The sequence below is a fragment of the Edaphobacter acidisoli genome (assembly GCF_014642855.1).
GTDB lineage: Bacteria > Acidobacteriota > Terriglobia > Terriglobales > Acidobacteriaceae > Edaphobacter > Edaphobacter acidisoli.
The window spans coordinates 176,887-202,227 of the sequence record NZ_BMJB01000002.1; the positions used below are offsets into that span (position 1 = coordinate 176,887).

23 protein-coding genes are annotated in these 25,341 nt (G+C 61.4%); 11 read left to right on the forward strand and 12 right to left on the reverse strand.

Going from position 1 to position 25,341, the window contains the following annotated elements:
* Window positions 1–13: 13 nt before the first annotated feature.
* Window positions 14–574 carry a hypothetical protein gene (locus IEX36_RS13800; RefSeq protein ID WP_188760143.1) on the forward strand — a complete coding sequence of 187 codons (561 nt, stop codon included), beginning with the start codon at window positions 14–16 and terminating at the stop codon, window positions 572–574.
* On the opposite strand, the gene mnmA is transcribed toward IEX36_RS13800, so the two are convergent.
* The 4 genes from mnmA to IEX36_RS13820 form a co-directional block, all read right to left on the reverse strand.
* Entirely contained in the window at window positions 571–1,689 is a 1,119-nt protein-coding gene (mnmA, locus tag IEX36_RS13805) for a tRNA 2-thiouridine(34) synthase MnmA (RefSeq protein WP_188760144.1), read from the reverse strand. The genes IEX36_RS13800 and mnmA overlap by 4 nt on opposite strands.
* 192 nt (window positions 1,690–1,881) lie before the next feature.
* Window positions 1,882–2,553, reverse strand: coding sequence for a DoxX family protein (locus IEX36_RS13810; protein WP_229669017.1), 672 nt, complete (start codon window positions 2,551–2,553; stop codon window positions 1,882–1,884).
* Between the two features lie 110 nt (window positions 2,554–2,663).
* Entirely contained in the window at window positions 2,664–3,746 is a 1,083-nt protein-coding gene (gene arsB / locus IEX36_RS13815) for an ACR3 family arsenite efflux transporter (protein WP_308422319.1), read from the reverse strand.
* 37 nt (window positions 3,747–3,783) lie between these two features.
* Window positions 3,784–4,284, reverse strand: coding sequence for an arsenate reductase ArsC (locus IEX36_RS13820; protein WP_188760146.1), 501 nt, complete (start codon window positions 4,282–4,284; stop codon window positions 3,784–3,786).
* 148 nt (window positions 4,285–4,432) lie between these two features.
* On the opposite strand from IEX36_RS13820, the gene IEX36_RS13825 reads away from it, so the two are divergent.
* The gene (locus IEX36_RS13825; RefSeq protein ID WP_229669018.1) at window positions 4,433–4,801 is read left to right on the forward strand and encodes an ArsR/SmtB family transcription factor; all 369 of its coding nucleotides are present in this window, start codon (window positions 4,433–4,435) and stop codon (window positions 4,799–4,801) included.
* 39 nt (window positions 4,802–4,840) lie between these two features.
* Here IEX36_RS13825 and IEX36_RS13830 read toward each other — a convergent pair whose 3' ends face one another.
* Window positions 4,841–6,415 (reverse strand): hypothetical protein, encoded by a 1,575-nt coding sequence (locus tag IEX36_RS13830; protein ID WP_188760148.1) that lies wholly within the window; start codon window positions 6,413–6,415, stop codon window positions 4,841–4,843.
* A 212-nt stretch (window positions 6,416–6,627) separates the two neighbouring features.
* On the opposite strand from IEX36_RS13830, the gene IEX36_RS13835 reads away from it, so the two are divergent.
* Together IEX36_RS13835 and IEX36_RS13840 are read left to right on the forward strand one after the other, a co-directional pair.
* Window positions 6,628–8,712 (forward strand): M13 family metallopeptidase, encoded by a 2,085-nt coding sequence (locus tag IEX36_RS13835; RefSeq protein WP_188760149.1) that lies wholly within the window; start codon window positions 6,628–6,630, stop codon window positions 8,710–8,712.
* Between the two features lie 266 nt (window positions 8,713–8,978).
* Window positions 8,979–9,890 (forward strand): DMT family transporter, encoded by a 912-nt coding sequence (locus IEX36_RS13840; RefSeq protein ID WP_188760150.1) that lies wholly within the window; start codon window positions 8,979–8,981, stop codon window positions 9,888–9,890.
* A gap of 144 nt (window positions 9,891–10,034) precedes the next feature.
* Here the strand turns inward: IEX36_RS13840 and IEX36_RS13845 are convergent, their stop codons facing one another.
* Complete coding sequence (locus IEX36_RS13845) at window positions 10,035–11,414, reverse strand: MATE family efflux transporter (protein ID WP_188760151.1); 1,380 nt, start codon at window positions 11,412–11,414, stop codon at window positions 10,035–10,037.
* 167 nt (window positions 11,415–11,581) lie between these two features.
* On the opposite strand from IEX36_RS13845, the gene IEX36_RS13850 reads away from it, so the two are divergent.
* The 3 genes from IEX36_RS13850 (at window position 11,582) to IEX36_RS13860 (ending at window position 14,539) form a co-directional block, all read left to right on the forward strand.
* Window positions 11,582–12,502 (forward strand): HAD-IIB family hydrolase, encoded by a 921-nt coding sequence (locus IEX36_RS13850; RefSeq protein WP_188760152.1) that lies wholly within the window; start codon window positions 11,582–11,584, stop codon window positions 12,500–12,502.
* A 182-nt stretch (window positions 12,503–12,684) separates the two neighbouring features.
* Window positions 12,685–13,383, forward strand: a complete 699-nt coding sequence (locus tag IEX36_RS13855; protein ID WP_188760153.1) for a lytic transglycosylase domain-containing protein — start codon at window positions 12,685–12,687, stop codon at window positions 13,381–13,383.
* Window positions 13,384–13,486: 103 nt separating this feature from the next.
* Window positions 13,487–14,539: a lysylphosphatidylglycerol synthase transmembrane domain-containing protein gene (locus IEX36_RS13860; protein WP_188760154.1), complete on the forward strand. Its 1,053-nt coding sequence runs from the start codon at window positions 13,487–13,489 to the stop codon at window positions 14,537–14,539.
* A 1-nt stretch (window position 14,540) separates the two neighbouring features.
* On the opposite strand, the gene IEX36_RS13865 is transcribed toward IEX36_RS13860, so the two are convergent.
* Window positions 14,541–15,152: a cytochrome P460 family protein gene (locus IEX36_RS13865; protein ID WP_188760155.1), complete on the reverse strand. Its 612-nt coding sequence runs from the start codon at window positions 15,150–15,152 to the stop codon at window positions 14,541–14,543.
* A 153-nt stretch (window positions 15,153–15,305) separates the two neighbouring features.
* Between IEX36_RS13865 and mreC the strand changes: the two genes are divergently transcribed.
* From mreC to mrdA, 3 genes are read left to right on the forward strand one after another with little or no spacing between them, the layout of a single operon-like run.
* The gene (gene mreC / locus IEX36_RS13870) at window positions 15,306–16,637 is read left to right on the forward strand and encodes a rod shape-determining protein MreC (RefSeq protein WP_188760156.1); all 1,332 of its coding nucleotides are present in this window, start codon (window positions 15,306–15,308) and stop codon (window positions 16,635–16,637) included.
* 26 nt (window positions 16,638–16,663) lie between these two features.
* A complete protein-coding gene (mreD, locus tag IEX36_RS13875) occupies window positions 16,664–17,188 on the forward strand; it encodes a rod shape-determining protein MreD (protein ID WP_188760157.1) in 525 nt (174 codons plus the stop codon).
* A 54-nt stretch (window positions 17,189–17,242) separates the two neighbouring features.
* Window positions 17,243–19,162, forward strand: coding sequence for a penicillin-binding protein 2 (gene mrdA / locus IEX36_RS13880; protein WP_188760158.1), 1,920 nt, complete (start codon window positions 17,243–17,245; stop codon window positions 19,160–19,162).
* 335 nt (window positions 19,163–19,497) lie between these two features.
* Here the strand turns inward: mrdA and IEX36_RS13885 are convergent, their stop codons facing one another.
* From IEX36_RS13885 to IEX36_RS13900, 4 genes are all read right to left on the reverse strand, one after another.
* The gene (locus IEX36_RS13885) at window positions 19,498–20,817 is read right to left on the reverse strand and encodes a lactonase family protein (RefSeq protein WP_188760159.1); all 1,320 of its coding nucleotides are present in this window, start codon (window positions 20,815–20,817) and stop codon (window positions 19,498–19,500) included.
* A gap of 103 nt (window positions 20,818–20,920) precedes the next feature.
* Complete coding sequence (locus IEX36_RS13890; protein WP_188760160.1) at window positions 20,921–22,204, reverse strand: lactonase family protein; 1,284 nt, start codon at window positions 22,202–22,204, stop codon at window positions 20,921–20,923.
* Between the two features lie 211 nt (window positions 22,205–22,415).
* A complete protein-coding gene (locus IEX36_RS13895) occupies window positions 22,416–23,501 on the reverse strand; it encodes an MlaD family protein (RefSeq protein ID WP_188760161.1) in 1,086 nt (361 codons plus the stop codon).
* A gap of 259 nt (window positions 23,502–23,760) precedes the next feature.
* Window positions 23,761–24,141, reverse strand: a complete 381-nt coding sequence (locus IEX36_RS13900; RefSeq protein ID WP_188760162.1) for a holo-ACP synthase — start codon at window positions 24,139–24,141, stop codon at window positions 23,761–23,763.
* 183 nt (window positions 24,142–24,324) lie between these two features.
* Here IEX36_RS13900 and IEX36_RS13905 point away from each other — a divergent pair, with 183 nt between their 5' ends.
* Entirely contained in the window at window positions 24,325–24,690 is a 366-nt protein-coding gene (locus IEX36_RS13905; RefSeq protein ID WP_188760163.1) for a hypothetical protein, read from the forward strand.
* Between the two features lie 4 nt (window positions 24,691–24,694).
* Here IEX36_RS13905 and IEX36_RS13910 read toward each other — a convergent pair whose 3' ends face one another.
* Window positions 24,695–25,285 (reverse strand): DUF4352 domain-containing protein, encoded by a 591-nt coding sequence (locus IEX36_RS13910; RefSeq protein WP_188760164.1) that lies wholly within the window; start codon window positions 25,283–25,285, stop codon window positions 24,695–24,697.
* Window positions 25,286–25,341 lie beyond the last annotated feature (56 nt).

Genomic DNA, 25,341 nt, shown 5'->3' on the forward strand with positions numbered 1-25,341 from the left:
AGAGGTGCAAGTGATGAGTGTTCACGGTGCTGTGCTGTCTGGAATCTGGTTAGCTGCCATAGATACGGATAAATGGCTGATTGTCTTCGTCGGTATGGTTGCGGTGGCGCTGGTCGTGCAGGCGATTGCTGTGATCGTCTTCGCGGTAGGGGCTGCGAAGACGCGCACGCGAGTGTTTGAGATGATCGAGGACTTGCGCGGTAAGATGACTCCGCTGATCTCCGTGACCCACGACATGGTCAAGGATGCCTCGCCTAAGGTGAAGACGATCACCGACAATCTTGTGCACACCAGTCACCTGATCCGTACCAAGGCGACAGAGTTCGACGCGACTGCGACGGAGGCAAATGCGAAGACGCGGGCTCAGGTTGCGCGCGTGGATGGGATGGTCAGCTCGGTGCTGGATGCGACCTCGGACGCGGCGGCGATGTTCTCGAACGCGATCCGGATTCCGGCGCGGGAGCTTTCTGGGTTGATGCACGGGATGAAGGCTGGGCTCGACGTGCTGCTGGGGCGGAGGAACGGGGCAAAGTCCGAGCCGGTAGAGGAGCAGGAGCCGGTGAGCCGGATCTAGGTGATCCAGCCGCCGCCGACGACCTCGTCTTCCTGGTAGAAGACGGCGGACTGGCCCGGGGTGATGGCGCGCTGGGGTTCGTCGAAGATGGCGTGGACGGTTTCGGCGTCGACGCGGGTTAGCGTGGCAGGGGCCGGGGTGTGGCGGTGGCGGATCTTCGCGGTGACGCGGATGGGCTCGGTGAGCTCCGGGATGGAGATCCAATTGAGGCGGTTGGCGTAGAGGTCGCGGGAGAGCAGCGCGTCGTCGGGGCCGACCGTGACCTGGTGCGAGTCCGGGTGGATGCTGAGGACGTAGAGCGGGTTGGGCGTTGAGAGGCCGAGGCCCTTGCGCTGGCCGACGGTGAATGCCTGGATGCCCTCGTGGTGGCCGACGACCTCGCCGGTGGTGGTGACGAGTTCTCCGGAGGTGTCGGGCATCGGTTCGCCCTGCTCGTCGAGGTAGGCCTTGAGGAAGAGGTTGTAGTCGCCGCCGGGGATGAAGCAGATCTCCTGTGAGTCGGGCTTCTGGGCGACGGCGAGGCCGGCTTCGGCGGCGAGGCCGCGGACGACGGGCTTCTGCATCTCGCCGAGCGGGAAGATGGTGCGCGAGAGCTGGTCTTGGGTCAGGCCGAAGAGGAAGTAGGTCTGGTCCTTGGTGTAGTCGGCTGGGCGGGAGAGGATCCAGCGGCCGCGGGCGGGGTCGTAGTGGTTGCGGGCGTAGTGGCCGGTGGCGATGCGGTCGGCGCCGATCTGGCGGGCGGTGATGAGGAGCTGGTCGAACTTGAGGTGGTTGTTGCAGAGGGTGCAAGGGATGGGGGTGCGTCCGGCGAGGTACTCGGAGACGAAGGGGCGGACGACGTCGGCCTCGAAGCGGGCCTGCTGGTTGACGACGTAGTAGGGGATGCCGAGCTTCTCGGCGACGTGGCGGGCGTCGTAGACGTCGTCGATGGAGCAGCAGCGGCCCTGGACGGACTCGGGCATGCCCTCGTGGCCGGCGAGGCGGCGCTGGTTCCAGAGCTGGAGGGTGAGGCCGACGATCTCGAGGCCCTGGGCGCGGAGGAGCGCGGCGACGGCGGAGGAGTCGACGCCGCCGGACATGGCGACCGCGATGGTGTTGTTGTGCTCCGTGGGCATCCCCCTACCCCCCTACTTTTTGCGCAAAGTCTTCAAAATATTAGAGTTAGTGTTGGACTTACGCGTAAAGTCTTGATTTCATGGAAAAAGTCCCCGGATGTGCGGGGACTTGCTCTCTTCTGACTTTCTATTTCAAGTATAGCAGATGGAGAAAACTAAACCGCCAAGTTTATGTGCTTTCATATGTGTGGTTTAGGTGGTCAGGGGGCTTGACAAGTATTTCTGTGGATTTGATTCTGTGGCGACGCTCAAACCTGGACCATCCACACGAAGGCGCGAGGACATATTCGGTGGAGCGCCTTTGGGAAGAGTGATGAATGCAATCACCAGCATCGCCGCGACGATGAGGGCGGGAACGCACCAGGTAATCATGGGTGGTTCTTTGGCTGGCGCTGGTCGTGGAAGACGCCGGGATGCCGGACGCAGTGTCCAGGAGACGATCGTGAACACGGCGAGAATAAGTGGCCCTATCCATTGGCTGCCGCGGTCGCCCGCCAGCAGGTGGGAGGCGGCTGCTCCGGCGTAGTTGAAGAAGGCCCCGGCGTATGCCCACTCCTTGAGTCTCGGAAAGCGGGGCGCGAGCAAGGCCAGGGCGCATGGAATTCTTGGCACTCCGATGATGTACAGCAGGAAGAGGGGATAGCCGAGGTGGGTCAGGACCACACGAACATACTCGATGCGCAGAAGGTCCCATAGACCACCTGCAGCCATCTCAAACGCCACAAGAATCGTTGAAAGCCAGTAGACAGTTGCCCGGAGCCACGCTGTGCGTCCCTGCGGAGAGCCATCTTCTTCGTGCCGGGACGTGAGAAGAGCGGCAACTGTTGCTGCCGCTATGAGGATGATGGTGATTGCAGCGTTCAATGGAGTCCTCCTCTGTCGCCTTGTGAACTTCATTTGCTGTTCTGATGACGGATGGAGGAGAAGGAGTGTGACAGATGGAGGCAGGATAGGACGCCCAAATGGCACCCGAGCTACTGTTTTCCTGAGACGCAGACGCTTTCTATCTCTGCGGGTTGAGGGTTTGTGAAGTAGCGGCGTTGGAAGTAGAGCGCCAGGTTTACCAGGGCAATCATGACGGGCACTTCGACCAGAGGGCCGATGACGGCTGCAAACGCCGCTCCGTAGTTGATGCCGAAGACTGAGACCGCCACGGCGATGGCCAGCTCGAAGTTGTTTGAGGCGGCGGTGAAGGCAAGGGTGGTGGTCTTCGAGTAGTCAGCGCCGAGCTTTCTGCCCATGTAGAACGACACAAGGAACATGACGACGAAGTAGACCAGGAGAGGCGCGGCGATCCTGAGGACATCGAACGGCAGGCGGACGATGTAGTTGCCCTTGAGGGAGAACATGACGACGATGGTGAAGAGCAGGGCAATCAGCGTCATGGGGGCTACTCGCGGCACGAAGTTGCGGTCATACCATTCGCGTCCCTTCATGCGAACGAGCAAGGTGCGGGTCAGGAATCCTGCGATGAAGGGGATGCCGAGGTAGATGAAGACGCTTCGGGCAATCTCAGCGATGGAGATGCTGACCACGGCTCCGCGCAGGCCGAACCAGCCGGGCAGGACGGTGATGAACACCCATGCGTAGATGGAATAGAAGAGGACCTGAAACACGGAGTTGAAGGCGACCAGTCCTGCGGCGTATTGGGTGTCGCCCTTTGCAAGCTCGTTCCAGACGATGACCATGGCGATGCAGCGTGCGAGCCCGATCATGATGAGTCCGGCCATGTACTCGGGGTATCCGCGCAGAAAGAGGATGGCGAGCGCGAACATGAGCAATGGCCCGATCAGCCAGTTCTGAATGAGAGAGAGGCCGAGCACGCGCTTGTTGCGAAAGACCTCGTGCAGCTCCTCGTAGCGGACCCGCGTGAAGGGCGGATACATCATCAGGATCAGGCCTGCTGCGATTGGAATGGAGGTGGTGCCGACGCTGAAGCGGCCCAGCAGCGGCACGACTCCGGGAGCAAGCCAGCCAAGCGCAATCCCGGCGGCCATGGCCGCGAAGATCCAGGCGGTGAGGTAGCGATCGAGAAAGGACAGACGGCCCTTCTTCACGTTGATCTCCGTGTCTACAGTCGTGTTGTGACGGTGGCTACGACCGGCCAATCTGGTCGAGTTCGCGTTGGATGGCCATGCTTTCGAGCGTTGCCAGAGGAAGCGAGAGGAAGAGGCCAATTCTCCGGTCGAGGACGGAGAAGGCGTCGCTGAAGGCGCGGGCGATCTCCTCCGGAGTCCCTTTGACGGCGGCGGGATCGGGAATACCCCAGTGCGCGGTCATGGGCTGGCCGGGCCAGTAAGGACATTGCTCGTTTGCTGCGTTATCGCAGACGGTAAAGACGAAATCGAGCCTGGGGGCATTTGGGGCGGCGAACTCGTCCCAGGATTTGCTGCGGAGACCTGTAGTCGGCAGGCCTGCGGACTCGATCTGCTGGAGAGCTTCGGGGCGCGGCTGTCCGGAGGGATGGCTGCCGGCGCTGTAGGCGGTGAATTTGCCCCTGCCTTTGTGGTTGAGGATGGCTTCCGCCATGATGGAGCGGGCGGAGTTGCCGGTGCAGAGGAAGAGGACGTTGTAGTGGGTTTGCGGGCTGGTCATGCAGCTACGACTCCTCGACGATGGGCTCAGTGGGTTTGGTGTTCATGCCTGCGCTTTTCATATTCGCTAAGGCAAATGTATGGATGCGGAACATATCTGTCAAGGCGTATATAATGCCGTCATGGCTGGTGGCGGGAAAACATTGAATTTGTCGCAACTGCTGGCTGCGTTGGCCGACCCTACGCGGCTGAGGCTGCTGAACCTGATGCGCGGGCGCGAGGTCTGCGTGTGCTACTTCGTGGAGATTCTGGGGCAGGGGCAGCCGAAGATATCGCGGCATCTGGCTTATCTGCGCAGGGCGGGGCTGGTGCGGGCTCGGCGTGAGGGGAAGTGGATGCACTACAGCATGGAGCGGCCGGATGATGCGGCAGCTCGGCCGGTATTGGATGCTGTGCTGGGTTCGCTGGCCGAGGACAGGAAGATGCAGGCGGATCTGAAGCGGCTGGAACGGGCTTGTTGCAAGCCGGAGATGTTTGTGACGCTTGAGGGTGCTCCTCTGCCGGCGCGGGTGGAGTGATAGAGAGCAAGAGCAACGAGCAAACGGCGGCTTGATGGCTTATTTGGCGGAGCCTTCGTTTTGCGGGTCGGTGGGGAGGGTGTAGAGGGTGGGACGTTGACGGTGTTCGGGTGCCTGGTCGCCTTGAGTATTGTCTTCGGAGGAGCTGGTTGTGGTTGGGGTGGATGGCGGCTGCGGTTGCGATGATGCGGCGGTGGGCTGCTGCGATGATGCGGCAGTGGATGGCGTCTGGCTGGGTTGTGCTGGTTTGGCTGGGGTGGGTTGTGCTGGTTGTTCGGGGGTGGATGCGGCGGCTGTCTGTGGGGCGGCGGTGAGGTGGACGGGCAGGTCGGTTGGCTTGGGTGCGGCGGCCTGGTCGAGTTTGAGGTCGGATTGCTCTTTGCGGTTCAGCGCGGGGAGCTTGTAGATTTCGAGCGCGTTGTTGCGGATGATGCCGAAGCTGAGGCCGTCGGATGAGATCGCGTAGTTTTCGCCGGTGACTTCGACGGGGGAGCAGTCGAGCTTGAGGATCTGCTTGCCGCTCTCGGCCTGGTAGACGACGACGGTCTCGGAGCTGACCTGGGCTGGGACGAGCTCCTCGGTCTGGTCGGCGAGCGGGGTGGTGGTGAGGATGCGGCCGAAGGCGAAGCGTCCGCTGGCGGCGGAGAAGACGAAGTGAGGGGCGAGGTAGTCGCCGAAGACACCCTGCTGCCACATCTGGTTGCCGCGCATGTCGAAGCCGCCGAGGATTTGTGGAGTGGGCGTGTTGTGGCAGGCGAAGGCGACGAACTCGCTGCTGCTGACGAAGACGGGAATGGGTTTGCAGGTGGAGTCGAAGGCGGCCAGCTCCCAGGTCTGGCCGGAGAAGGTGTCGAAGTTGAAGGCCCAGTGCTGGTGGCCCTGGTCGAGGACTTCGAGGTAGCCTGCGCCGGTGAGGATGAAGTTGCCGAATTTGTTGGTGCGGCCTGCTCCGGCGTAGAGGGCGTGGACTTCGGCGGTGGGGGTGTCGGGGATGGCGATGCGGTAGAAGTTGACCTGGACGGGGTCGGGGTCGGGCGCGGCGAGCGGGTCGGCTGGGGTGGTTGTGCGCGCTTTGGTCTCGATGGTGAGGACGTCGGATTCGGGTGTCAGGAGGATGGCGCCGATCTGGCGATCGAGGACGCGGACGAAGGGGGTCTGGTGGAAGGCGTCGCCGGCGGCGAGGTTGGTGAGCGGCGCGAGGGTGGTGAGGGTGTCGCGGATACGCAGGAGGAAGTGGCCGTGGCCGAGGTTCCAGAGATACTGGCCGCGGTCGTGGAGGCGCCACTCGGTGCGGGCGAGGACGCGGCCTGCGGGGAGCTCGAGGAGGATGGCGCGGACGTTGCGGTCCTGGTCGTCGGGCGGGTCGCCGGGGATGCGCTTGAGGAGGGTGTGGACTTCGAAGGTGAGGAGCAGGTGCTGGGGGTCGACGAAGTTGAGCGTCAGCATGGAGCTGCCGGCGAGCATGAACTCCTGCGTGGGCGGCTGGAAGTTGAGGGTGTCGAGCGGAATGGAGATGTCGGGCTGCGGGCCGCGCAGGGCGGCGAAGGCCGTGGCGGTCAGGGCCAGGACGAGCGCGAGGAAGACCCGGCGGACGAGTTGGACGGGAACCGGCATGAGGGTGGGCGCGTATCTGCCTGTGACTATTCTGCTATATAGACGAGTGGTGTGTTTGGACGGTCTCTCTGAATTGAGGGAGAACGGGTATCTTCTTTTCAGCGGATGACATGCAGGACGACAGGAGCAACGGCAGACAGGGGCGGACGGGGTGTGTTAGTTTCCGGTTGGCTGATGATTATGGAGGCAGGATGTTTATGAAGGAGAGTTGCATGATGGGACGATTGGGGAGGGTTCAGGTGGCTGGCGTTTTGGCGCTGGCTTTGGCAGGTGCTGGAAGCGTGGCTTTGGCGCAGCAGACGAAGACGGACCAGAGCACGCCGGAGAAGAAGTATCTGCCGATTCCGGGGTTCGATAAGACTTCGATCGACGCGAGCGCGAATCCTTGTGATGACTTCTACAAGTTTGCGTGCGGGAAGTTTGCGGCGAACCATCCGATCCCGGCCGACCAGCCGGAGGTGGACCAGTTCTATGCGCTGTTCAATGTGAATACGCAGGAGCTGAATGGGATTTTGAAGAAGGCCGAAGAGGGTGGCTCGGAGCGGTCGGCTGATGAACAGAAGATTGGCGACTACTACAAGGCTTGCATGAACACGGACGCGATTGAGGCCAAGGGGATGGAGCCGGTTGAGCCGCTGCTGAAGGAGATTGACGGCGTGACGGACCGGGCACAGTTGCCGGCGCTGATCGGCAAGCTGCAGCGGATGGGCGTGGATGTGTTCTTTGGCTATGGCGAGCAGCAGGACCTGAAGGATGCGACGAAGCAGATTGCGTTTGTGCAGCAGGCGGGGTTGGGGCTGCCGGAGAAGGACTACTACCTGCGGACAGGCGCGAAGGACATTCAACTGCGCAAGGATTATGTGACGCACGTGACGAAGATGCTGGAGCTGAGCGGCATTGATGCCGACACGGCGCAGAAGGATGCGGACGCGATGATGACGCTGGAGACGAACCTGGCGAATGCTTCGATGGGTGTGGTGGAGATGCGTGACCCGGAGAAGACGTACCACATGCAGACGATCTCGACGTTTGAGGGAAATCTGCCGGGGATTAATTTTGGGGAGTATCAGGAGGCGTTGCATTCGCCGCATGTATCGGAGCTGAACAACTCGACACCGGATTTCTTTCCTGCGATGGTGAAGCAGATCGAGACGACCGACCTGGCGACGCTGAAGGCTTATATGCGGTATCACGTGCTGACGGCGTTTGCGGGACGGTTGCCGAAGAAGTTTGATCAGGAGAACTTCGACTTCTATGGGCGCAAGCTGTATGGGCAGCCGGAGCAGGCTCCGCGATGGAAGCGGTGCTCGAACTCGGTGAACGCCGCGCTGGGCGAGGCGTTGGGCAAGGTTTATGTCGATGAATACTTCCCGCCGACGAGCAAGGAAAAGACGCTGCAGATGGTGCATGATATCGAGGCGGCGATGGACCGCGATATCGACTCGCTGGAGTGGATGTCGGAGCCGACGAAGGTGCGGGCGAAAGAGAAGCTGCACATGGTGGCGGATAAGATCGGGTATCCGGACAAGTGGCGCGATTATTCGAAGCTGGAGGTGAAGGCGGATGATGCGCTGGGGAACTCCGAGCGGGCGAATGCGTTTGAGAATGATCGCGAGCTGAACAAGATTGGCAAGCCGGTGGACCGTGGGGAGTGGCAGATGTCTCCGCCGACGGTGAATGCGTACTACGATCCGAGCATGAACGATATCAACTTCCCGGCGGGGATTCTGCAGCCTGCGTTCTATGACAAGACGCAGGACGATGCGGTGAACTATGGACACATCGGCGCCATCATTGGGCATGAGCTGACGCATGGCTTCGATGACGAAGGGCGCAAGTTTGATGGGCATGGGAACCTGGACAACTGGTGGACTCCGGATGATCTGAAGAAGTTTGAAGCGAAGACGGATTGCCTGGTGAATGAGTATGGCGGCTTCACCGCTGTGGACGATGTGAAGGTAAATGGCAAGCTGACGCTGGGCGAGAACACTGCCGATAACGGCGGCCTAGTGCTGGCCTTTATGGCGTACATGGAGCGCGCGAAGAAGGAAGGTGTCGACCTGACGGCGAAGACGGATGGTTACACGCCGGCGCAGCAGTTCTATATTGCGTATGCGCAGAACTGGTGCGAGAACTCGCGTCCGGAGATGGTGCGCGAACAGGTGCTGACTGATCCGCACTCGCCAGACCACTTCAGGGCGAATGGCGCAATTGTGAATCAGCCGGGGTTTGCGGCGGCGTTTGGATGCAAGGTGGGTACGCCGATGGTCCCGGTGAATAGCTGCCGAGTGTGGTAGTTGCTGATTGATTGGTTGTTTGGCGGGAGAGGGCTTAGGCTGCTCTCCCGCTTTGCTTTGGGGCGATTTTCGCATAGGGTAGAGAGGCCAAAGACAAAATACAGGGGTCTCTCCGCTCCGCCACGCGATAAAGCCGCGTGACTCCGGTCGAGATGACGTGGTTTATGGGATCGCTGTCTGGTTGAGTTGAGGAGATTGTCTGCTCGATACCTGTGCAGGATATGCCATAAGGTGGATGATTCGCCCGGTTGTGCGAGAGTGGAGAGATGGTGCTGTTGCGGCGAGGGCGGGCGATGGGGTTTGCGGCTTGTGCTGCGGCGAGCTCGCTTTGGGGGTGCGGATTTTTCTTTGGCAAGATTGCTCTGCGCGAGATGGGCGTGGGGCACATGGTGTTGTACCGCTTTCTGTTTGCGGTGGTGGCGCTGTTGCCGTTGCTGGCTACGCATAAGCCGGGGCTGAATCGGCGCGAGTGGGGTGTGCTGGCGATTGCGGCGTTTCTAGGGATTCCATTGCAGTTTCTGTTGCAGTTCTATGGGCTGTCGCTGACGACGGTGAGCCATGCGTCGCTGATGGTGGGTACGATGCCGGTGATTCTGGCTGTAGGCGCGGCTGCGTATGCGCATGAACGGATGGATGGGGTGGGCTGGGTTGCGCTGGTGGTTTCGACCTGTGGCGCGGGGTTGATTGCGCTTGGCAAGCATGGCAACTCGGGCTCGTCGATGGGCGGCGATCTGCTGGTGGTGTTGTCGCTGGGGGTGGCGTTGTTTTGGATTCTGCTGAATAAGCAGTTGATGGAGCGGCACTCGGCGGCGGTGGTGACGGCGTATGGGATTCTGCTGGGGACGCTGATGCTGGTGGTGTGGGTGGTGCTGAAGGATGGGCTGCCGCCGGTGCATGGGATTTCGTTGAAGGCTTGGCTGGCGCTGGCGGCGAGTGGGTTTTTGTGCACGTCGACGACGACGCTGCTTTGGAACTGGGGGCTGACGCAGGTTCCTGCTTCGCAGGCGGGAGTGCTGTTGAATATGGAGCCGCTGATTGGGAGTCTGCTGGGCGTGTTTGTGCTGGGTGAGCGGCTGGGGCCGACGGCGTGGGTTGGCGGGGCACTGATTCTAGGAGCGGCGGTGACGCTGACGACGCGGTCGAAGACGAGAGTGCGTGAGCAGATGCCGGTGACGTAGTTGCTGGTTGTGCAAACAGCAAAGGCAAAAGCAAATACTGGGGTTCTTCGCTGCGCTCAGAATGACAAACAACAGCAACGACAACAGCAACAGCAACAGCAACGACAACAGCAGATCCTCCGCCTTCGGCGAAGGATGACAATTTCAATTGTGGACGTTGTTCAATCCGGGGTGAGGGGCAAGGAGCTTCCTTGTTGTGTAGCGCCAGGTGGTGGTGAGGGAGATGCCTGCGACGATGAGGCCTGCGCAGAGGCCGAGCCAGAGGCCGACGGCTCCGTGGTGGAGATGGAAGGCGAGCAGGTAGCCGATGGGAAGGCCGATGATCCAGTAGCCGATGATCTGCACGATGAGGCCTGCGTGGGTGTTGCCTGCGCCGCGCAATGCGCCGGTGGCGGTGATCTGGAGGCCGTCGAAGAACTGGAAGATGGCGGCGACGATGAGCAGAGGCACGGCGGCGGCGATGACGGCGCGGTCTGGTGTGAATGCGCGGGCGATGGGATGCGCGAAGAAGAAGAGCACGAGGGCGAAGGTGGCCATGCAGCCTGCACCGAGTGCGATGGCGGCCCATCCCGCGGCGGAGGCTTCGCGGGGTGCGTTGCGTCCGATGGCCTGGCCGACGCGGACGGCTGCGGCGGCGGAGATGGCGAAGGGAACCATGAAGGTGAAGCTGGCGCAGTTCAAGGCGATCTCGTGACCGGCGAGCGGGAGCGGGCCCATGGTTCCGATGAGGAAGGTGACGGTGCCGAAGATGGCGATCTCGACGAAGATCTGTCCGCCAGCGGGCGCGCCGAGGAGGGCGAGGCTGCGGAGGCGCGCGGTTTCGATGTGGCGGAGCATCGAGCGGAGGCCGTAGTTGTGCTTGCGCTCGACGCGCCAGATGGCGGCGACGAGGAAGAGTGCGAGATATGCGCGCGAGATGGAGGTAGCGAGGCCTGCTCCGTAGATGCCGAGCGCGGGGATGTGGATGGTGCCGAGGTTGTGACCGTAAATCAAGAGCCAGTCGCCTGCGAAGTTCAGCAGGTTTGCGGTGATGAGCGCGGCGGCGATGGGGCGGACGTGGTTGAAGGCTTGCAGGTAACGGCGGATGGCGAAGTAGAGAAAGAGTGTCGGCGTGCCCCAGTTGAGTGCGTGGAGGAATGCTACGGAGCCGGTGAGGACTTCGCGGTTGATGGGCATGCGGAGCATGGCGAATGGTGCGGCGGCGATGAGCGCCACGAGCGTGGCGGCGAGTGCGGCGGCGAGGATGAGTCCGTGGTAGAGCCAGCGGTTTGCTTCGTCGTAGCGGCCTGCCCCGTGGGATTGCGAGACGAAGGTGTCGAGCGAGAGGAGCACGCCGGCGATGCCGAACGCGAGCGTGTTGTAGAGGACCTGGCCGAGCGATGCGGCGGCGATGTTCACGGCTGCGTGCGCGGTGTGGCCGATCATGATGGTGTCGACGATGCCCATCGACATCCAGCCGAGCTCGGCTGCGATGAGAGGCAGGGCGAGCGCGAGCATGGGACGGATTTGGTTGCGGATGTGCATTGGGTTTCGGGAATGCGATACGGATTCGATGCTACTAAAGGGCGCTGGGTGCGCGGAGCCTCTGTGCCGCATCGCAGGTGGCAAAACTACCAAAGCAGGTCCTCCGCCTGCGGCGAAGGATGACAACTGTTTGATGGGTAGAGATGCTCTTGCGAGAGAATAGAAAGATGGATGAACGGGTGCGGATGATTGCTGTCGATATGGACGGCACGCTGGTGGGCGGCGATGGGCGGGTGAGTGCGCGGACGCTTGCAGCGTTGAAGGCGGCTGAGCGTGCGGGTGTGCAGGTGGTGGTGGCGACGGGGCGGCGGCATTGTTATGCGATGAAGGTGTTGCGCGAGCTTGGGCTGGGTGAGGACGATGCGCTGATTAGTTCAAATGGGACGGTGACGCGGACGATTGGGGCGCGGCTGATTGAGCGGAACCTGTTGCCGGTGGAGACGGCGCGGTGGCTTTTGGAACACGTCGAGGAGTTTCGCAATGCGCTGGTGGTGACGTTCGACAAGGTGGGTGAAGATGGCGAGGATGCGCGCGGTGCGCTGGTGGTGGAGCATCTGGATGATTTGAATGCGAGCATTGGCCGGTGGATGGCGGCGAATGAGCCTTACATCGAGCACGTGTCTCCGATTGAGCTGGCGCTGGATGGCGATGCGCCGATACAGATGATGGTGTGCGGGCCGATTGAGCGGATGAGGAGGGCGGAGGCGCGGCTGCTGGAGCATCCGGCGGTGTCGGCTGTGGGTGCGGTCTCGGAGAAACATGCGGAGGTGCAGTTGCACAGGACGGAGTATCCGGAGCGCGATTTGAGCATTGTGGACATACTGCCTGCGGGGTGCAGCAAGGGCGCGGCGCTGTTGCGGCTGGCGGCGAGCAGGGGAATCCGCGCGGAGGCGATTGTGGCGATTGGCGACAACTGGAACGATCTCTCGATGCTGGAGGTTGCGGGGCGGGCGGTGTTAATGGGGAACGCTCCGGAGGATCTGAAGGCGCTGGCGCGGGAGCGTGGGTGGATGATGACGCGGCGGCATGATGAGGATGGGGCGGCAGAGGCGATTGAGGGGCTGCTGGGTACGGTGCAGGAGCGATGAGTCGCAGGGCGGTCTCACTTTCCGTTCTTAATTGCAAAAGCAGGTCCTCCGCCTGCGGCGAAGGATGACAGCTATTTATATTCAGGATTCTCTGAACTTCAAGGATTCTCTGGAGAGCGGTTGCAGTGACACGTTTGGGTGAGGTTTTGGCGCGGCCCGGATGGTAGCCTTGAAGAGTGACGATGCGTTGGAGTGCGGTGTGGCTGGTGCTGGCGGCGATGTGTCCGCTGGCTGTGGCCATGGAGCATGTGACGCTGACCAATGGCCAGGCTGTGGATTGTGCGCGGCATGAGGTTGTTGGTGAGCGGGTGCGGCTCTATCTTGCTGATGCGCAGAATGGCTCGAACTACTTTGAAGTTGCGGCGGGAGATGTGGTGCGTGTCGAGACGGTAGCGGATCCTCCGTCTCTTCCGCGAGCTGCTGTGGCGAAGCCTGCTGTGCAGACCGAAGCGGCTCCGGCGACGCTGTCGAAGGCGGAGATGCACGAGATGCTGGCGCATGCGGGTGCGGCGCATGACATTGATGCAGATCTGCTGGCGAGTGTGGTGCGCGCGGAGAGTGGCGGGCAGGTGCGGGCCGTTTCGCGTACGGGAGCGCGTGGGCTGATGCAGTTGATGCCGGGGACGGCGAACGAGATGGGTGTGGCGGATTCGTTTCGACCGGATGAAAATATTGCGGGCGGGACGGCTTATCTGGATGAGCTGCTGACGCGGTATCACGATAATGTGGCGCTGGCGCTGGCGGCTTATAACGCTGGACCTGCGGCGGTGGATAAGTATCACGGCATTCCTCCGTACCGGGAGACGCGGGCGTATGTAGCGCGGGTGATTCGGGAGTTCAACCGGCGCAAGCGGATGGCTGTGGTGGCGCGGGGGCAGTAGGATTTAAGGAGTGCGCGGAGAAACTCGTAGGTCTCTCCACTTCTCTGCGCTCCGGTCGGGATGACAAGGCAAAAGGACTCAGGCTCAGAACACTCGAAGAATTATGGACAAGCGGAAGACAATTTTCTGGGCCGTCGTTGTGGTGGCCGTGGCGGTGCTGGTTGTGGTGTTTCGCGGCCGGGTGCATTTTGACTGGGCGACGTTCTGGCAGCAGTTGCGGCTGGTGAGCTGGGGGCATATTGCGGCTGGGATTGCGCTGATCTATGCGACGTACTGGCTGCGGTCGGTGCGGTGGGCGGTGTTTCTTTCGCCGACGAAGAAGGTGTCGGCTGCGTCGCTGCTGGGACCGCAGTTTATTGGGTTCACGGCGGTCGCGCTGTTCGGCAGGCTGGCGGATCTGACGCGGCCTTACCTGGTGGCGCGGCGGGTGCAGTTGCCGCTGAGCACGCAGGTGGCGGTGTATACGATTGAGCGGATGTTCGACCTGGGCGCGGCGGCGCTGATCTTTTCGAGCGCGCTGGTGTTTATGCCGAAGGGGATGCCGCACCATGAGGTGTTCGTGAAGGCGGGAGTGGTGAGCCTGGTGCTGACGCTGGCGATTGCTGCTTTTGCTGGTGTGGTGCGGCTGGCGGGTGGAGTGGTGGCTGGGTTTGCGCGCGGGACGGTGGGGCTGCTCTCGAAGAGTGCGGGCGAGAGCATTGCTACGAAACTTCTGGGCTTTCGTGACGGGCTGAATGCGATCCAGTCGTTGCGCGATTTTGGCGTGACGGCGGCGCTGTCGCTGGCAATGTGGTGCATGATTGGCTGGGCTTATGTGGAGACGGCGCACGCCTTTGTGCATACGCCGGAGCTGGCGGGGCTGACGTTTTCAAGGACGATGTTGTTGATGGCGGCCAGTATTGGCGGGTCGCTGTTACAGTTGCCGATTATTGGCTGGTTCACGCAGATTGCCGTGACGGCGGCGGCGATGCACGCGTTCTATGGCGCGCCGATTGAGGCGGCGACGGCTTGCGGGGCGCTGCTGCTGCTGGTGACGTTTCTGTGCATCATTCCGACGGGGCTGGTCTATTCGCGGGTGGAGCATGTGAGCCTGAAGAAGATTGCCGATGAGAGCGGGGCCGCGAAGGACGATGCGGTGGCGGGTGCGGCGAGTTAGATTATTTCGCAGCGGCGGGTGTGCTGATCTCCTTTAGATATGCGGGGCTGAGGGTGTTCTTTTGCTTCGCCAGGGGGAACAGCGTGGGGTAGAACTGGACGAAGGTGGTGTCTACCGCGCCGTGGGCTTCGTGGCACTGGTAGCAGGCTGCCGGGCGCTTGATGAGCGCTGCTGTGGCTGGCCCGTCGGGTTCGAAGAAGCCCCAGCCGCCTTCGAGGCTTGAGTCTTTGACGTGGATCTCAAAGCCCATGAGTTCCTGGGATTGGGTGTGGCCGCGCTTGTTGATGGAGCTTGGCCCTTCTGCGCCGCGAACTTCGAGAATGAAGGTGGTCTTGTCGGGCCAGGTGCCGGTTTTGAGGAAGGCCTGGTAGGAGGAAGGGTTGACGAAGACGTTGTCGAACATGGAATGGCCGGCCATGGCAGGGTTTGGCGTGTAACTCATGTCGATCCCGGAGGTGAGGAATATCCACTCGCGGTAGTGGGCGGGCAGCATCAGCTTGTGGTCTGCCGTGTATGTTGGTGCGTCCGGCGTGGTTGTGGGGCTCTGGGCGGATAGAAGGGCAGGCTGAGCCGCGGCGGCGAAGACGAGCAGAAGGGCGGTGGCACGTAGCATCGAAAGGCCTCGCAGTGCTGGGTTGTTTTTCAACAGTACGCCGTTTTACCGCAATTGGTTCAGATTCAACGTATGGCCAAAAAGAAGTATGTCCGCATCCAGAGTGCTACCCCCCTGTAACGGCCAGTCTCGCGGATAATCTAGTGGTAGCGCATGGAATCATTTTTTGTCAGATATAAGAACGTGCTGGTGCTGGTGGCGGTGCTGCTGGCGCAGACGATCGCGCTCGCCGTGCAGGTGCGCCGTCCTGTGGAGGCGGGCGCGCCGGACGCGCCGCAGGTGCGGCTGATCCGGCTGTGGGTGGTTGCGGCGGTGACGCCGTTCGAGCGGGTCTCGCACGCGATTGGGCTGGACACGCGCAAGGGCTGGACGAACTACATTGACCTGCGCCACACGAAGCAGCAGAACGCCGAGCTCAAGAACGAGATTGCGCAGTTGCGGCTGGAGCAGGCCTCGATGGCGGAGGATGCGATTCAGGGCCATCGGCTGCAGGCGCTGCTCGACTTCAAGGAGCACTATATTTCGAGCACCGTCGCGGCGCAGGTGGTGGGTACCAGCGGCAGCGATCTGTCGCATGTGATCTACATCGACAAGGGTTCGGACGATGGGCTCAGGACCGACATGGCTGTGATCACGCCGGACGGCGTCGTTGGCAAGACGCGCGATGTCTTTCCGCATACCTCGCAGGTGCTGTTGATCAGCGACCAGACCTCGGGCGCGGGTGTGGTGCTGGAAGCGACGCGGGTGAGCGCGATTCTGCACGGCAGCTCGACGGGGGTGCTTGAGATTACAAACCTGACGCCGGACAGCCGCATCAAGCCGGGCGAGCAGGTGGTGACGTCGGGTGGCGATCAGATCTTTCCGCGCGGGCTGCCTGTGGGGACGATTACGTCGGTGGCGCTGGACCCGGACCATCCGCCCTACTCGCTGATTCAGTTGAAGCCGGCGGCGAACCTGACGCAACTGGAAGAGGTGCTGGTGATTACCGGGACCCAGACCGAGCTGCCGGACCAGGCCCGGAAAGACATGGCTGTGGGAGCTGCGACGGCGAAGGCAGAGGAAGCGGCGAAGGCAGCCAAGGCCGCACAGGACCAGGCTGCGGCGCAGGCGGCTGCGAGCTCGGCCGCGCAGATTGTTGCCAGCCGGTTGCCCAGTCTGAACGACAACAACGGCACGAATGGCCAGACCCAGACTGCTCCGGGCACGACGCCGGCAGGGCCTCCGGGAGGGATCGTGCCGGTGCCTCCGCCGGCGATTCATCCGGACCGCTACACGCCGGGGGCAACTCCGCCGGCGGCTGACCTGACGCCGGGCGCTAAGACCAATGTGATCGAGACGCCGCCTGCTTCCAGCTCGACAACGAACTCGACGGCGAATCCGACGGACACGACAACGAACCCTACGAATCTTACGAATCCTGCGCACGGCACGGCTCCAGCGAAGACGCGCGCGCCGAAGTCCACTGACGCTAACCCTAACGAATAACGGAAGACCGCGCTCACACTGTATCTATGGCCATTCGCAGCTACACATCACGCCGGGAACTCGAGGAGCACCACTTCCCGCCTGCCGTCACGATTCTGGTGCCGTTGGTGGCGATCCTGCTGCAAGCGCTGCTGCCGAGGCCGTTTCCGAAGCTTGGAGTGCTGGAGCTTCCGCTGATTGTTACGGTGTTTTTTGCCGTCTCGCGCCGCAGCCCGGTGGCGGGAACGCTGATTGGGGCGGTGATTGGCCTGCTGCAGGATGCGCTGACCTCGAACCCGATTGGCGTCAATGGGATGGCGAAGTCGGTGATTGGGTACATCGGGGCCAGCATCAGCCTGCAGATCGATGTGGACAACATCACCACGCGATTTTTGATGAACTTTGTCTTTTACCTGCTGAATCGGGCGCTGTTGTTTCTGGTGAATCGGCGGCTGCTCGGGGTCTCGGACTTTCATGTGATGTGGGGCCATGAGCTGTTGTATGCGGCGATCAATGCCGTGATTGCTGTACCGATCTTTCTGTTGCTGGACCGGACGAAGAGCCGCGAATAGGCAGCTGACGTCTAACTGGCAGCCGCGGCGAGCAGCCGTACACTTGAGGCAGGCATGGAGCAAGCGCCACATCCCGATCTGTCGAGCCTGGGGCCGCATGGCAAGGCGGAGAAGCTGCCTGCCACGAAGTTGGCTGCGGTGCAGTATGTTGTCGCGCTAGTTCTGGTCATCCTGACTACTGGGCTGTGGCGGCTGCAGATTCTGGGCGCGAACAACTTTCGCGCGCTGGCGCAGGCGAACCGGATTCGTAATGTGCCGATTCTTGCGCCGCGTGGGCGGCTCTTTGATCGTGACGGCAAGCTGCTGGTGGACAACTATCCGTCGGTCTCGTGCTATCTGCTGCGCGAGCAGGTGAAGGATTTGGATGCGGACCTGCCGCTGATCTCGCGCGGGCTGCATATTCCTGTCGAGCAGATTGAGGCGACGATCCGGAAGTATCAGGGCACGGCGAAGTATCAGCCGATTCCCCTGAAGGAAGACATTACGCCGGACGAGCAGGCGTTTATTGCTGCTCACCGCGACGAGCTGCCGGAGCTGGAGACGCTGGATGAGCAGCGGCGGCTGTATCCGAGCGATGGGTTTCTGGCGCACGTGATCGGCTATGTGGGCGAGGTGTCGGAGCAGATGCTGAACGATCCGCGCTATGCGTTCTACTCGCCGGGCGATGTGGTGGGGCGCTCGGGTATCGAGGAGACGTATGATGCGGTGTTGCGCGGAACGGACGGCAGCCGCGAGATCGTCGTGAACAGCCATGGCAAGGAGATCGGCCAGATGGGCACGATCCCGGCCATTCCGGGCAAAGACCTGAAGCTGACGATTGACCTTGACGTGCAGATGGCTGCCGAGAAGGCGATGGAGGGCAAGACCGGGGCGATTGTTGCGCTCGACCCGCACACCGGCGAGGTGCTGGCCATGGTGTCGAGCCCGTCGTTCGATCCGAACCAGTTTGCCGTGCGGCTGACGAAGAGCTATTGGGACCAGATCGTCAACAATCCCGACCATCCTTTGTTGAATAAGGCGATTCAGGCGCAGCTTGCGCCGGGCAGCACGTTCAAGACGATTATGACGCTGGCGGGGTTGCAGGAAGGTGTCGCGCAGAACATGCACGTCTTCTGCAACGGCGGCGCGACGTTCTATGGGCACTTCTACGCATGCGATACGCACCATGGGATGCTCGATATCGAGCACGCGCTGCCGGAGTCGTGCGACACGTATTTCTATACGCTGGCGAATAGGCTTGGCATCGATACGATTGCGAAGTATGCGACGGAGGTGGGCCTGGGGCAGCGGACGGGCATCGACCTGCCGGATGAGGCTTCGGGCGTGATGCCTTCGACAGAGTGGAAGCTGAAGACGCTGCATCAGCCGTGGTATGCGGGCGAGACGATCTCGGTGGGGATCGGGCAGGGCGCGGTGACGGTGACGCCGATTCAGCTTGCGCGTGCGTATGCCGGGATCGCTTCGGGCGGGGTGTTTCACAGGCCGCACCTGGTGTTTCCGGACGAGGTGTCTCCGCAGGAGCTGGAGGCGGTGCATGAGACGTTCAATGGCTCGGGCGAGAAGACGATTCAGATGAGCACGGCGAACTGGGAGATCATCACGGATGCGCTGTCGCAGACGACGCTGATGGGCACTGCTGCTGCGTCGCATCTGGAGGGTATCGATTTTGCCGGCAAGACCGGGACGGCGCAGGTGATGAGCCACCAGGCGCTGGCTCGCTCCGGCGGCGGCCACAAGACGGTCCCGAATGCGTGGTTCGTTGGCCTGGCTCCCAGGCGCAATCCGGATATCGTCGTGGTGGTGCTGTGGCAGAACGGCAATTGGGGCGCGAACTCGGCTAAGCTGGCGGCGCGGGTAATCGAGACGTATGTGAACAAGCAGCGCAGGCTGGACCACAATATTCGCGTGGTGGATACTCCTGCTCCAGCGGCGAAGCCTGAGACGGCCGCAACTGCACAGCCGACCGCTGAGTAGGTCCTGAGAAAACTAGGCGTCGTAAGTGGTGCCGTCGATCCTGGCTTTGGAACACCAGAAGCAGAAGCGAACGTCATGGTCCGGAACCATGGCAGCGAGATCCAGTCGTTTCCAACGGTGAATGCGCGCGCGACAAAGGAGTCCGTTCACGCTGCTAGCTTCGTGTTCCCGATGCGGCCATAGTTTCGCGATGCGGACCGCGAGTTCGGGGTCGGTGTTCTTTCGGATCTCCACGCTGGCTACTATTGCACATCTGGAGCAAAGGTGTTTGCTGACAAAAGGAAAGGCCGCCTGAGTGGCGGCCTTCATTGATGAGATTGTCTGTCTGCTATCTGCTATTGGACTACGAACTGTGTCGGGTGCTGGTTGCTTGCCGCAACCACCGCCAGGCAGGTCGGAAGGCCGGACGACGGGAATGGTGAGTTCTGAATCGTCGTCAAGGCACCGTTGTGTGGGTTCAGTTGCAGCGCGGAGACGGAAGCGTCCAGGTTGTTCGACACGTAGGTGTAGATACCAAGCGACGGGTCGATTCCGATGCAGGTTGGCTGCGTGCCGACGGTCGTTGCGGTCGAACCGACCGTGCCCGAGGGCGAGCCTGACTTGGCGTCGATTGCGTAGGCGCTGATTGTTCCGCTGTTCTTGTTGGCGACGTACATGTACAGGCCGCGTGGGTCGATAGTCACTGCGACCGGGAACTGGCCGGTGGCAAACGGCGAGCTTACCATCGTCGACAGACCGCCGCCGGTGGTGATGTTGAAGCCGTAGAGCTGGTTGGTCAACTGGTCCGTAACGTAGACGAAGCGCGTGGAAGGATCGACTGCGACGGCGCTGGGAGCAACGCCTGCGGCATAGCCGGTTGCAACTGTCTTGCCCGCGACGGTGGTGATCGTGGTGCCTGGAGCAGGGGTCAGCGCGCCGGTGCTGGTGTTCTGGGTGAAGCCGAGGACGGTCGCGTTGGGCTGCGGCTCCTGGTCTACCACGTAGACGAAGGTGTTGTAATAGCCGTTGTTGCTGGTGGCCCCAGTCAGCTCGCAGTTGGTGGCGCTGGCGCCGCCGGTGTTGATCGTGGCGCAGACCGGGCGGCTGATTGCGATGGCTATGGGGTTCATGCCGACGTTGGTGGTCGACTGCGGAGTGAGGCTGCCGTCAGAGCCGATCTTGAAGACCGTAACGCCGCCGGGTCCGGGCGAGGCGGGCGAGTAGAGCTGGGTGTTGTTCGGGCCGACCTGGTAGGTGAAGGTGACATAGAGGAAGGTGCCGGTGGCATCGACCGCTGCTGCCGTGGGGAAGCTGCCGGTGATGTTGACGGTGTTCTTGAGGTAGAGCTTGCCGTCGGTACCGATGCTGAACTGCATCACGGTGGAGTCGTCGTGGTTGATGACGTAGAGCGTCTGGCCGTTGGGCGTGGCGACATCCGTCACCGGGTTTTTGCCGGCGGCAATGGGCGAGTCAGGCAGCGGGGTCAGGGTGCCCTGCAGGTAGTCCACGGCGTAGGCAGTTACGGCGCCGTTGGTCGCGCCAGCAGAAGCCGGCTTTGCGTTGGTCACATAGACGTATGACAAGACATAGTCGCGGCTGCATGCCGTCAACCCAAGCCCAAGTGCAACGGACACGATCGAGGCCAGAGCGCCGCGGCCTAACTTATTCAGCTTCATGCTTCGATAACTCCAGGGCAGGTTGACCGCCCGCAGTGGTCTTTCAAAAAATCTTCAGGGCTCATGCAGACGCCCACATGCCGGACAGCCGGTCCGGGTCCGGCTAGTCCACGTTCGGACTGATGGCGAGGCAGGTCGCATGACCAACCGCCGTAAAGGTCGAACCGCGCTTCAAGTCCGACAGGGTTCCGTAGGGTTTGTAGAAGCTCTTGCCCGTGATCGTTCCATCGACGGCGTTGGATGTGTAGAAGTATTGGCCGGTGGGGTCTTCTGCCATGCAGACCGGGCCAGCCCCAACCTCGTATGGGTTGTTTTGGTCGTTGAGAGGCACCAGCTTGCCGGTGGTCTTGTCGATGGTGAAGGCCGAGATGGAGCTGTACGACGGCTGGTTCGAGTTGGTCGTCGACTGATTGAGCACGTACAGATACTGACCGCTGGTATCTGTCACCGAGTAGGTCGGGTTCTGAGTGAGCGGAAGGTTCGCGACCGCGCCACCGTTCGCCGTGTTCAGCGAGCAGGAGGTGCCGACCGTGTAGGGCAGGATGTAGCCACCCGGACTCGCCGCCGTTGCGCCTGCGTCGGTGATGTAGACCGAGCTGCCGTTCACGCTGATGGATGTTGCATTAACCGAGTTCAGCGCGATGTTCGAGTTCGTGGGACGGGTTAGCTGTCCGCCGGTGCCTACCGTGTAGGGGAAGACGGTCTGGTCGCCGCGATCGAGCGTCATGAGGCAGCCACCGCCGGCAAAGGCAATCATGGAAGGATTGAGGCCCACCTGGAAATATGTGAGCTGAGCTCCATTGCTGTCCTTTTGCTGCTGGTTCAGCACGAGCGTCAGACGTCCAGTGTCGGCGTTGATCGAAAAGACGGTGATATCGCCATAGCACAGGGTCGGGTTCGTCGCGTTTGCGCCGGAGCAGTTGGCTGTGGGAGCCTGCTGGTCGAGCACATAAAGGTAGTTGCCGGAGCTGTCGCGCGAGGCCCATGTTGGATAGGAGCCCTGGCTGACGAAGCACTGCTGCGGGGTGAGAACGCCACCGCCGCCGACGCTGAACTGCTCAATGCCACCAGTTGCTCCGCCGCAGGCTCCGCTCGGAACCGAGACCGAGGAGTCGGTCGTTCCCTGGTTAATGACGTAGACGTAGCGTCCGCCAGGTGTCACGACGAGCGAGACCGGGTTCACGCCGCCCGATGAGGCCGGCGAGTGAAGGACCTGGGTCAGGTTGCCGGTGAAATCGTCGATCTTGAAGCCAGCGATCTGGTTGTACTGCGTGCCAAGCACCCACATGAAACCAACGGTGCCGCCACCGCACGCTGTCATGCCCAGACCCATCGCTACGGACACTACCAAGGCCAATGAAACACGGCCAATCCTGCTCAACTTCATGCGCTTCCTTAATCCCCGCGGGCGGACAGCTCATGACCACCATTTCGCGGGCGAATCTGTAGGGATCGAATACCTCCGCTAATTGTAGAAGCTGTTGCGACTTTGTGCCACTTTCGAGGGAGGGTTTTGCGTGGGATTGATGGTCACCGGCAGATGGTTACTTCCCAATGGAGGCCACCGTGGAGGGCACAAGATATCAAATGATGGCCGGCTAGAAGATGCGCATGTGGATGGTGAGGTACTTCTTCGGATCGCTGCGGATGGTCTTGACCAGGTCGGTGCTGGCGCTGAGCAGGTCGTTCAGATTGGTGTAGGCGGCCTCATCCTTGGTCAGCTTGCCCAGCGTGCCACGGCCCGCGTTGATGCCAGCGGCAATCTGGTTGACGTTGGAGAGCGTCTCGCTCAGGTCGCGCCGGAACTTCGGGTCTTTGAGCATCAGGCCGAGGCCGCCCTTGCCTGCATCGGCTTCGGCAAGGAGCGAATTGGCATGCACCAGGGTTGAGTTCAGGTTCCTGTAGAGCGAGTCGTCCTTGATTAACATGCCTGCCGAGCCTTTGCCCGCCTGGAGCGATGTGGCGATGTCGTCGAGCTTGCCGGCGGCGTCGTTCAGGCGGTTGTACATGGTGTCATCGGTCATGAGCTTGCCGATGGAGCCGCGTCCGCTGTTCATGTTGACCTCCATCTTGTGGAGTTCATCGACGGTCGCGTTCACCTTGTTGTAGAGGTCGGGATTGTTGATGAGCTGGCCGACGGAACCTTTGCCCGATTGCAGGTTGTCGACGATGGCGTTCATCTTGGCAAGGATGACGTTGAGGTTTTCGAGCGTGCCCTGGCTGGCTTTGACTACATCGGTGAGCGAAGGTGTCTCGTCGGTCTTCAACACATCGCCATCCTGCAGCGGAGCGCCGACGGCATACTGACTGTTGATGTCGACGATGGTGTCGCCGAGGACGCCAACGGTGGAGAGCGATGCCTTTGAGTCCTTGCGCAGGTCGCTCGCATATTTGTCGTCGATCTTCATGACGACTTTGACGGGGGTCAGCTTGTGGTCGGGCGCGCTTGTGACGGTCACGTTCTTGACTGTGCCGATGGTGACGCCTTCGAGATTAACTGCAGCACCGTTTTTGAGGCCGGCAGCGTTCTCAAAGTAGCAGGAGATGGTCAGCTTGTGTGAGAAGACACCCATCCCCGATGCGCTCGTCATCAGAAAGAGCAGGGTGACCAGCACGACTGACGAAATCAGGACGATCACTCCTACCTTCAGTTGCGACCATCTGACCTCTTGCTGACTCGGCATAGCTCTCCTTCAAAAGTCTCCTGCTGCCCGGTCGAACCGCAATCCAACTGCTTGCCCGCCGAGCTATGCCCTCTGGCCGGGGAGCGCGCGCGAAGTCCGGTCAATCAAGAGGATACAACAACGTCCGGCTGGGCTTTTATCGTGGGTGCGGGCTGGGCTTGTTGGCATTGGGGCACAAAAAGTCCTTTACCTTCAATGGATGCCTGAATTGTTGTTGAGGTTTCAAGAAGTCAGGGGCTGCGTGGGGTCGATTCTGCCGCTAATCCTCAGCGATGACGACGGCCATGGCGACTGTCTGGCTGTGGGTCAGGCTCAGTTGCAGCGATCTAACGCCCATCGCCTGTGCTCGCTCTGAAGCCCTCCCGGCGAGATGGAGCGTGGGGCGCTCGCCGGGTTCGCGGCGCACCTCAATCTCCTTCCAGCCAATGCCGCGGCTGATGCCCGTGCCGAGAGCTTTCGCTCCGGCTTCCTTTGCGGCGAAGCGGGCGGCGAAGCTTTCGGCGGCGTGTTTTTTTTTGCGCTGACAGTAGGCGATCTCGCCGGGCGTGAAGATGCGCTCGATAAAGTGGTCGCCGAAGCGCGCGATGCTTGCTTCGATGCGCTCGATCTCGATCAGGTCTGTGCCAATGCCCAGCACCATGAGAACTCCCTTCTGTTGCTCCGGTTACTTCCGTTTTGCGCTCGCTGTTGCTGCGAGCGTCAGTCGAAGTGTGAACGCGAAGGTGACGACCGTACCTCGGACATCCATCAAGCAACCGAAGCTTCGCTCCGATGAACAGCATAACCGCACATCACGGGAAAAGAAGAGAGGGCACGTATTCCAATGCAGTCTGTCGACATCCAGAGCTTCAGCTACGAAGAACGCCAGGGTATGCTCTCCGCCCTGACTAATGCATTCGCAGACTGCGGCGGCTGGATTATTGATCGTAAGACGGTGTCGCCTACGACGGTGGAGTTTCGCATCGAGATACAGCTGCGCGCTGTGCTGGAGCTGTATGCTTCGCTGGTTTCGTCGGGACTGGAGCTGACGCGGGGCGCGCACCTTACCTTGTCGGAGCTGTGCACCTGCCGCAAGAATCTTCCCATCGCGGCGGACCTGGGGCAGATCGTCGCCATTCGGCTGGAGGTCAGCTTTCTCGAAGACGTGACGCTGCACTCGCTGCTGATGACCGGATCGAGCTATGCGTAACGCGTTATTGGTTCAGCGGAACCACTGTGCGTTTGTGCATCAGGCTGTCCGAGTCGCCGATGACGAGCGCTCCAGGCTGCCAGTGTCCGTGCGTAAATACCAGCTTCAGCCCCGTGGCGTCTTCTGAGACCGCAAAGACCGGCTCACTCACAACGGTCTGTCCGGGAGGCACCTTTACGGTCAGACGCACGCCGGAGAGTCCTGGCGACTCGCCCCACAGTCGTCCTTCGCTATCGATCAGGTATGCCTGAATCAGCGCTTCGCTCTCCGGCTTGTGGCCGCGGTTTGTGATCTCGATTGAGACACGCAGCAGATGGCGCTGATCTTGTGGAAGGCCTGTCATTCCTGTGACGCCCGTTACCGTAAAGCACATCTCGTCGAAGCATTGCGGTTGGCCAATCGCCACCACGCGCTGCTTTTGCCAGTGTGAGACACCAAGCAGCACCGCCAGGTACACCACCCAGATGGCTACGAGCCACTTCAGGCCGTAGAGCGCCTTCGCGCGCTCGCGTCGGGCAAACGAGACGATGGTGCCGATAAGTCCAATCGCGGTCCAGCCAGCCAGGCCGAGCAGCAGAAGCTCGTGGAGGTTCATCCCTGCCTCCGGTTCTTGATGGAGCTTTTCACGATAGAGCCTCGGTTCACGATAAA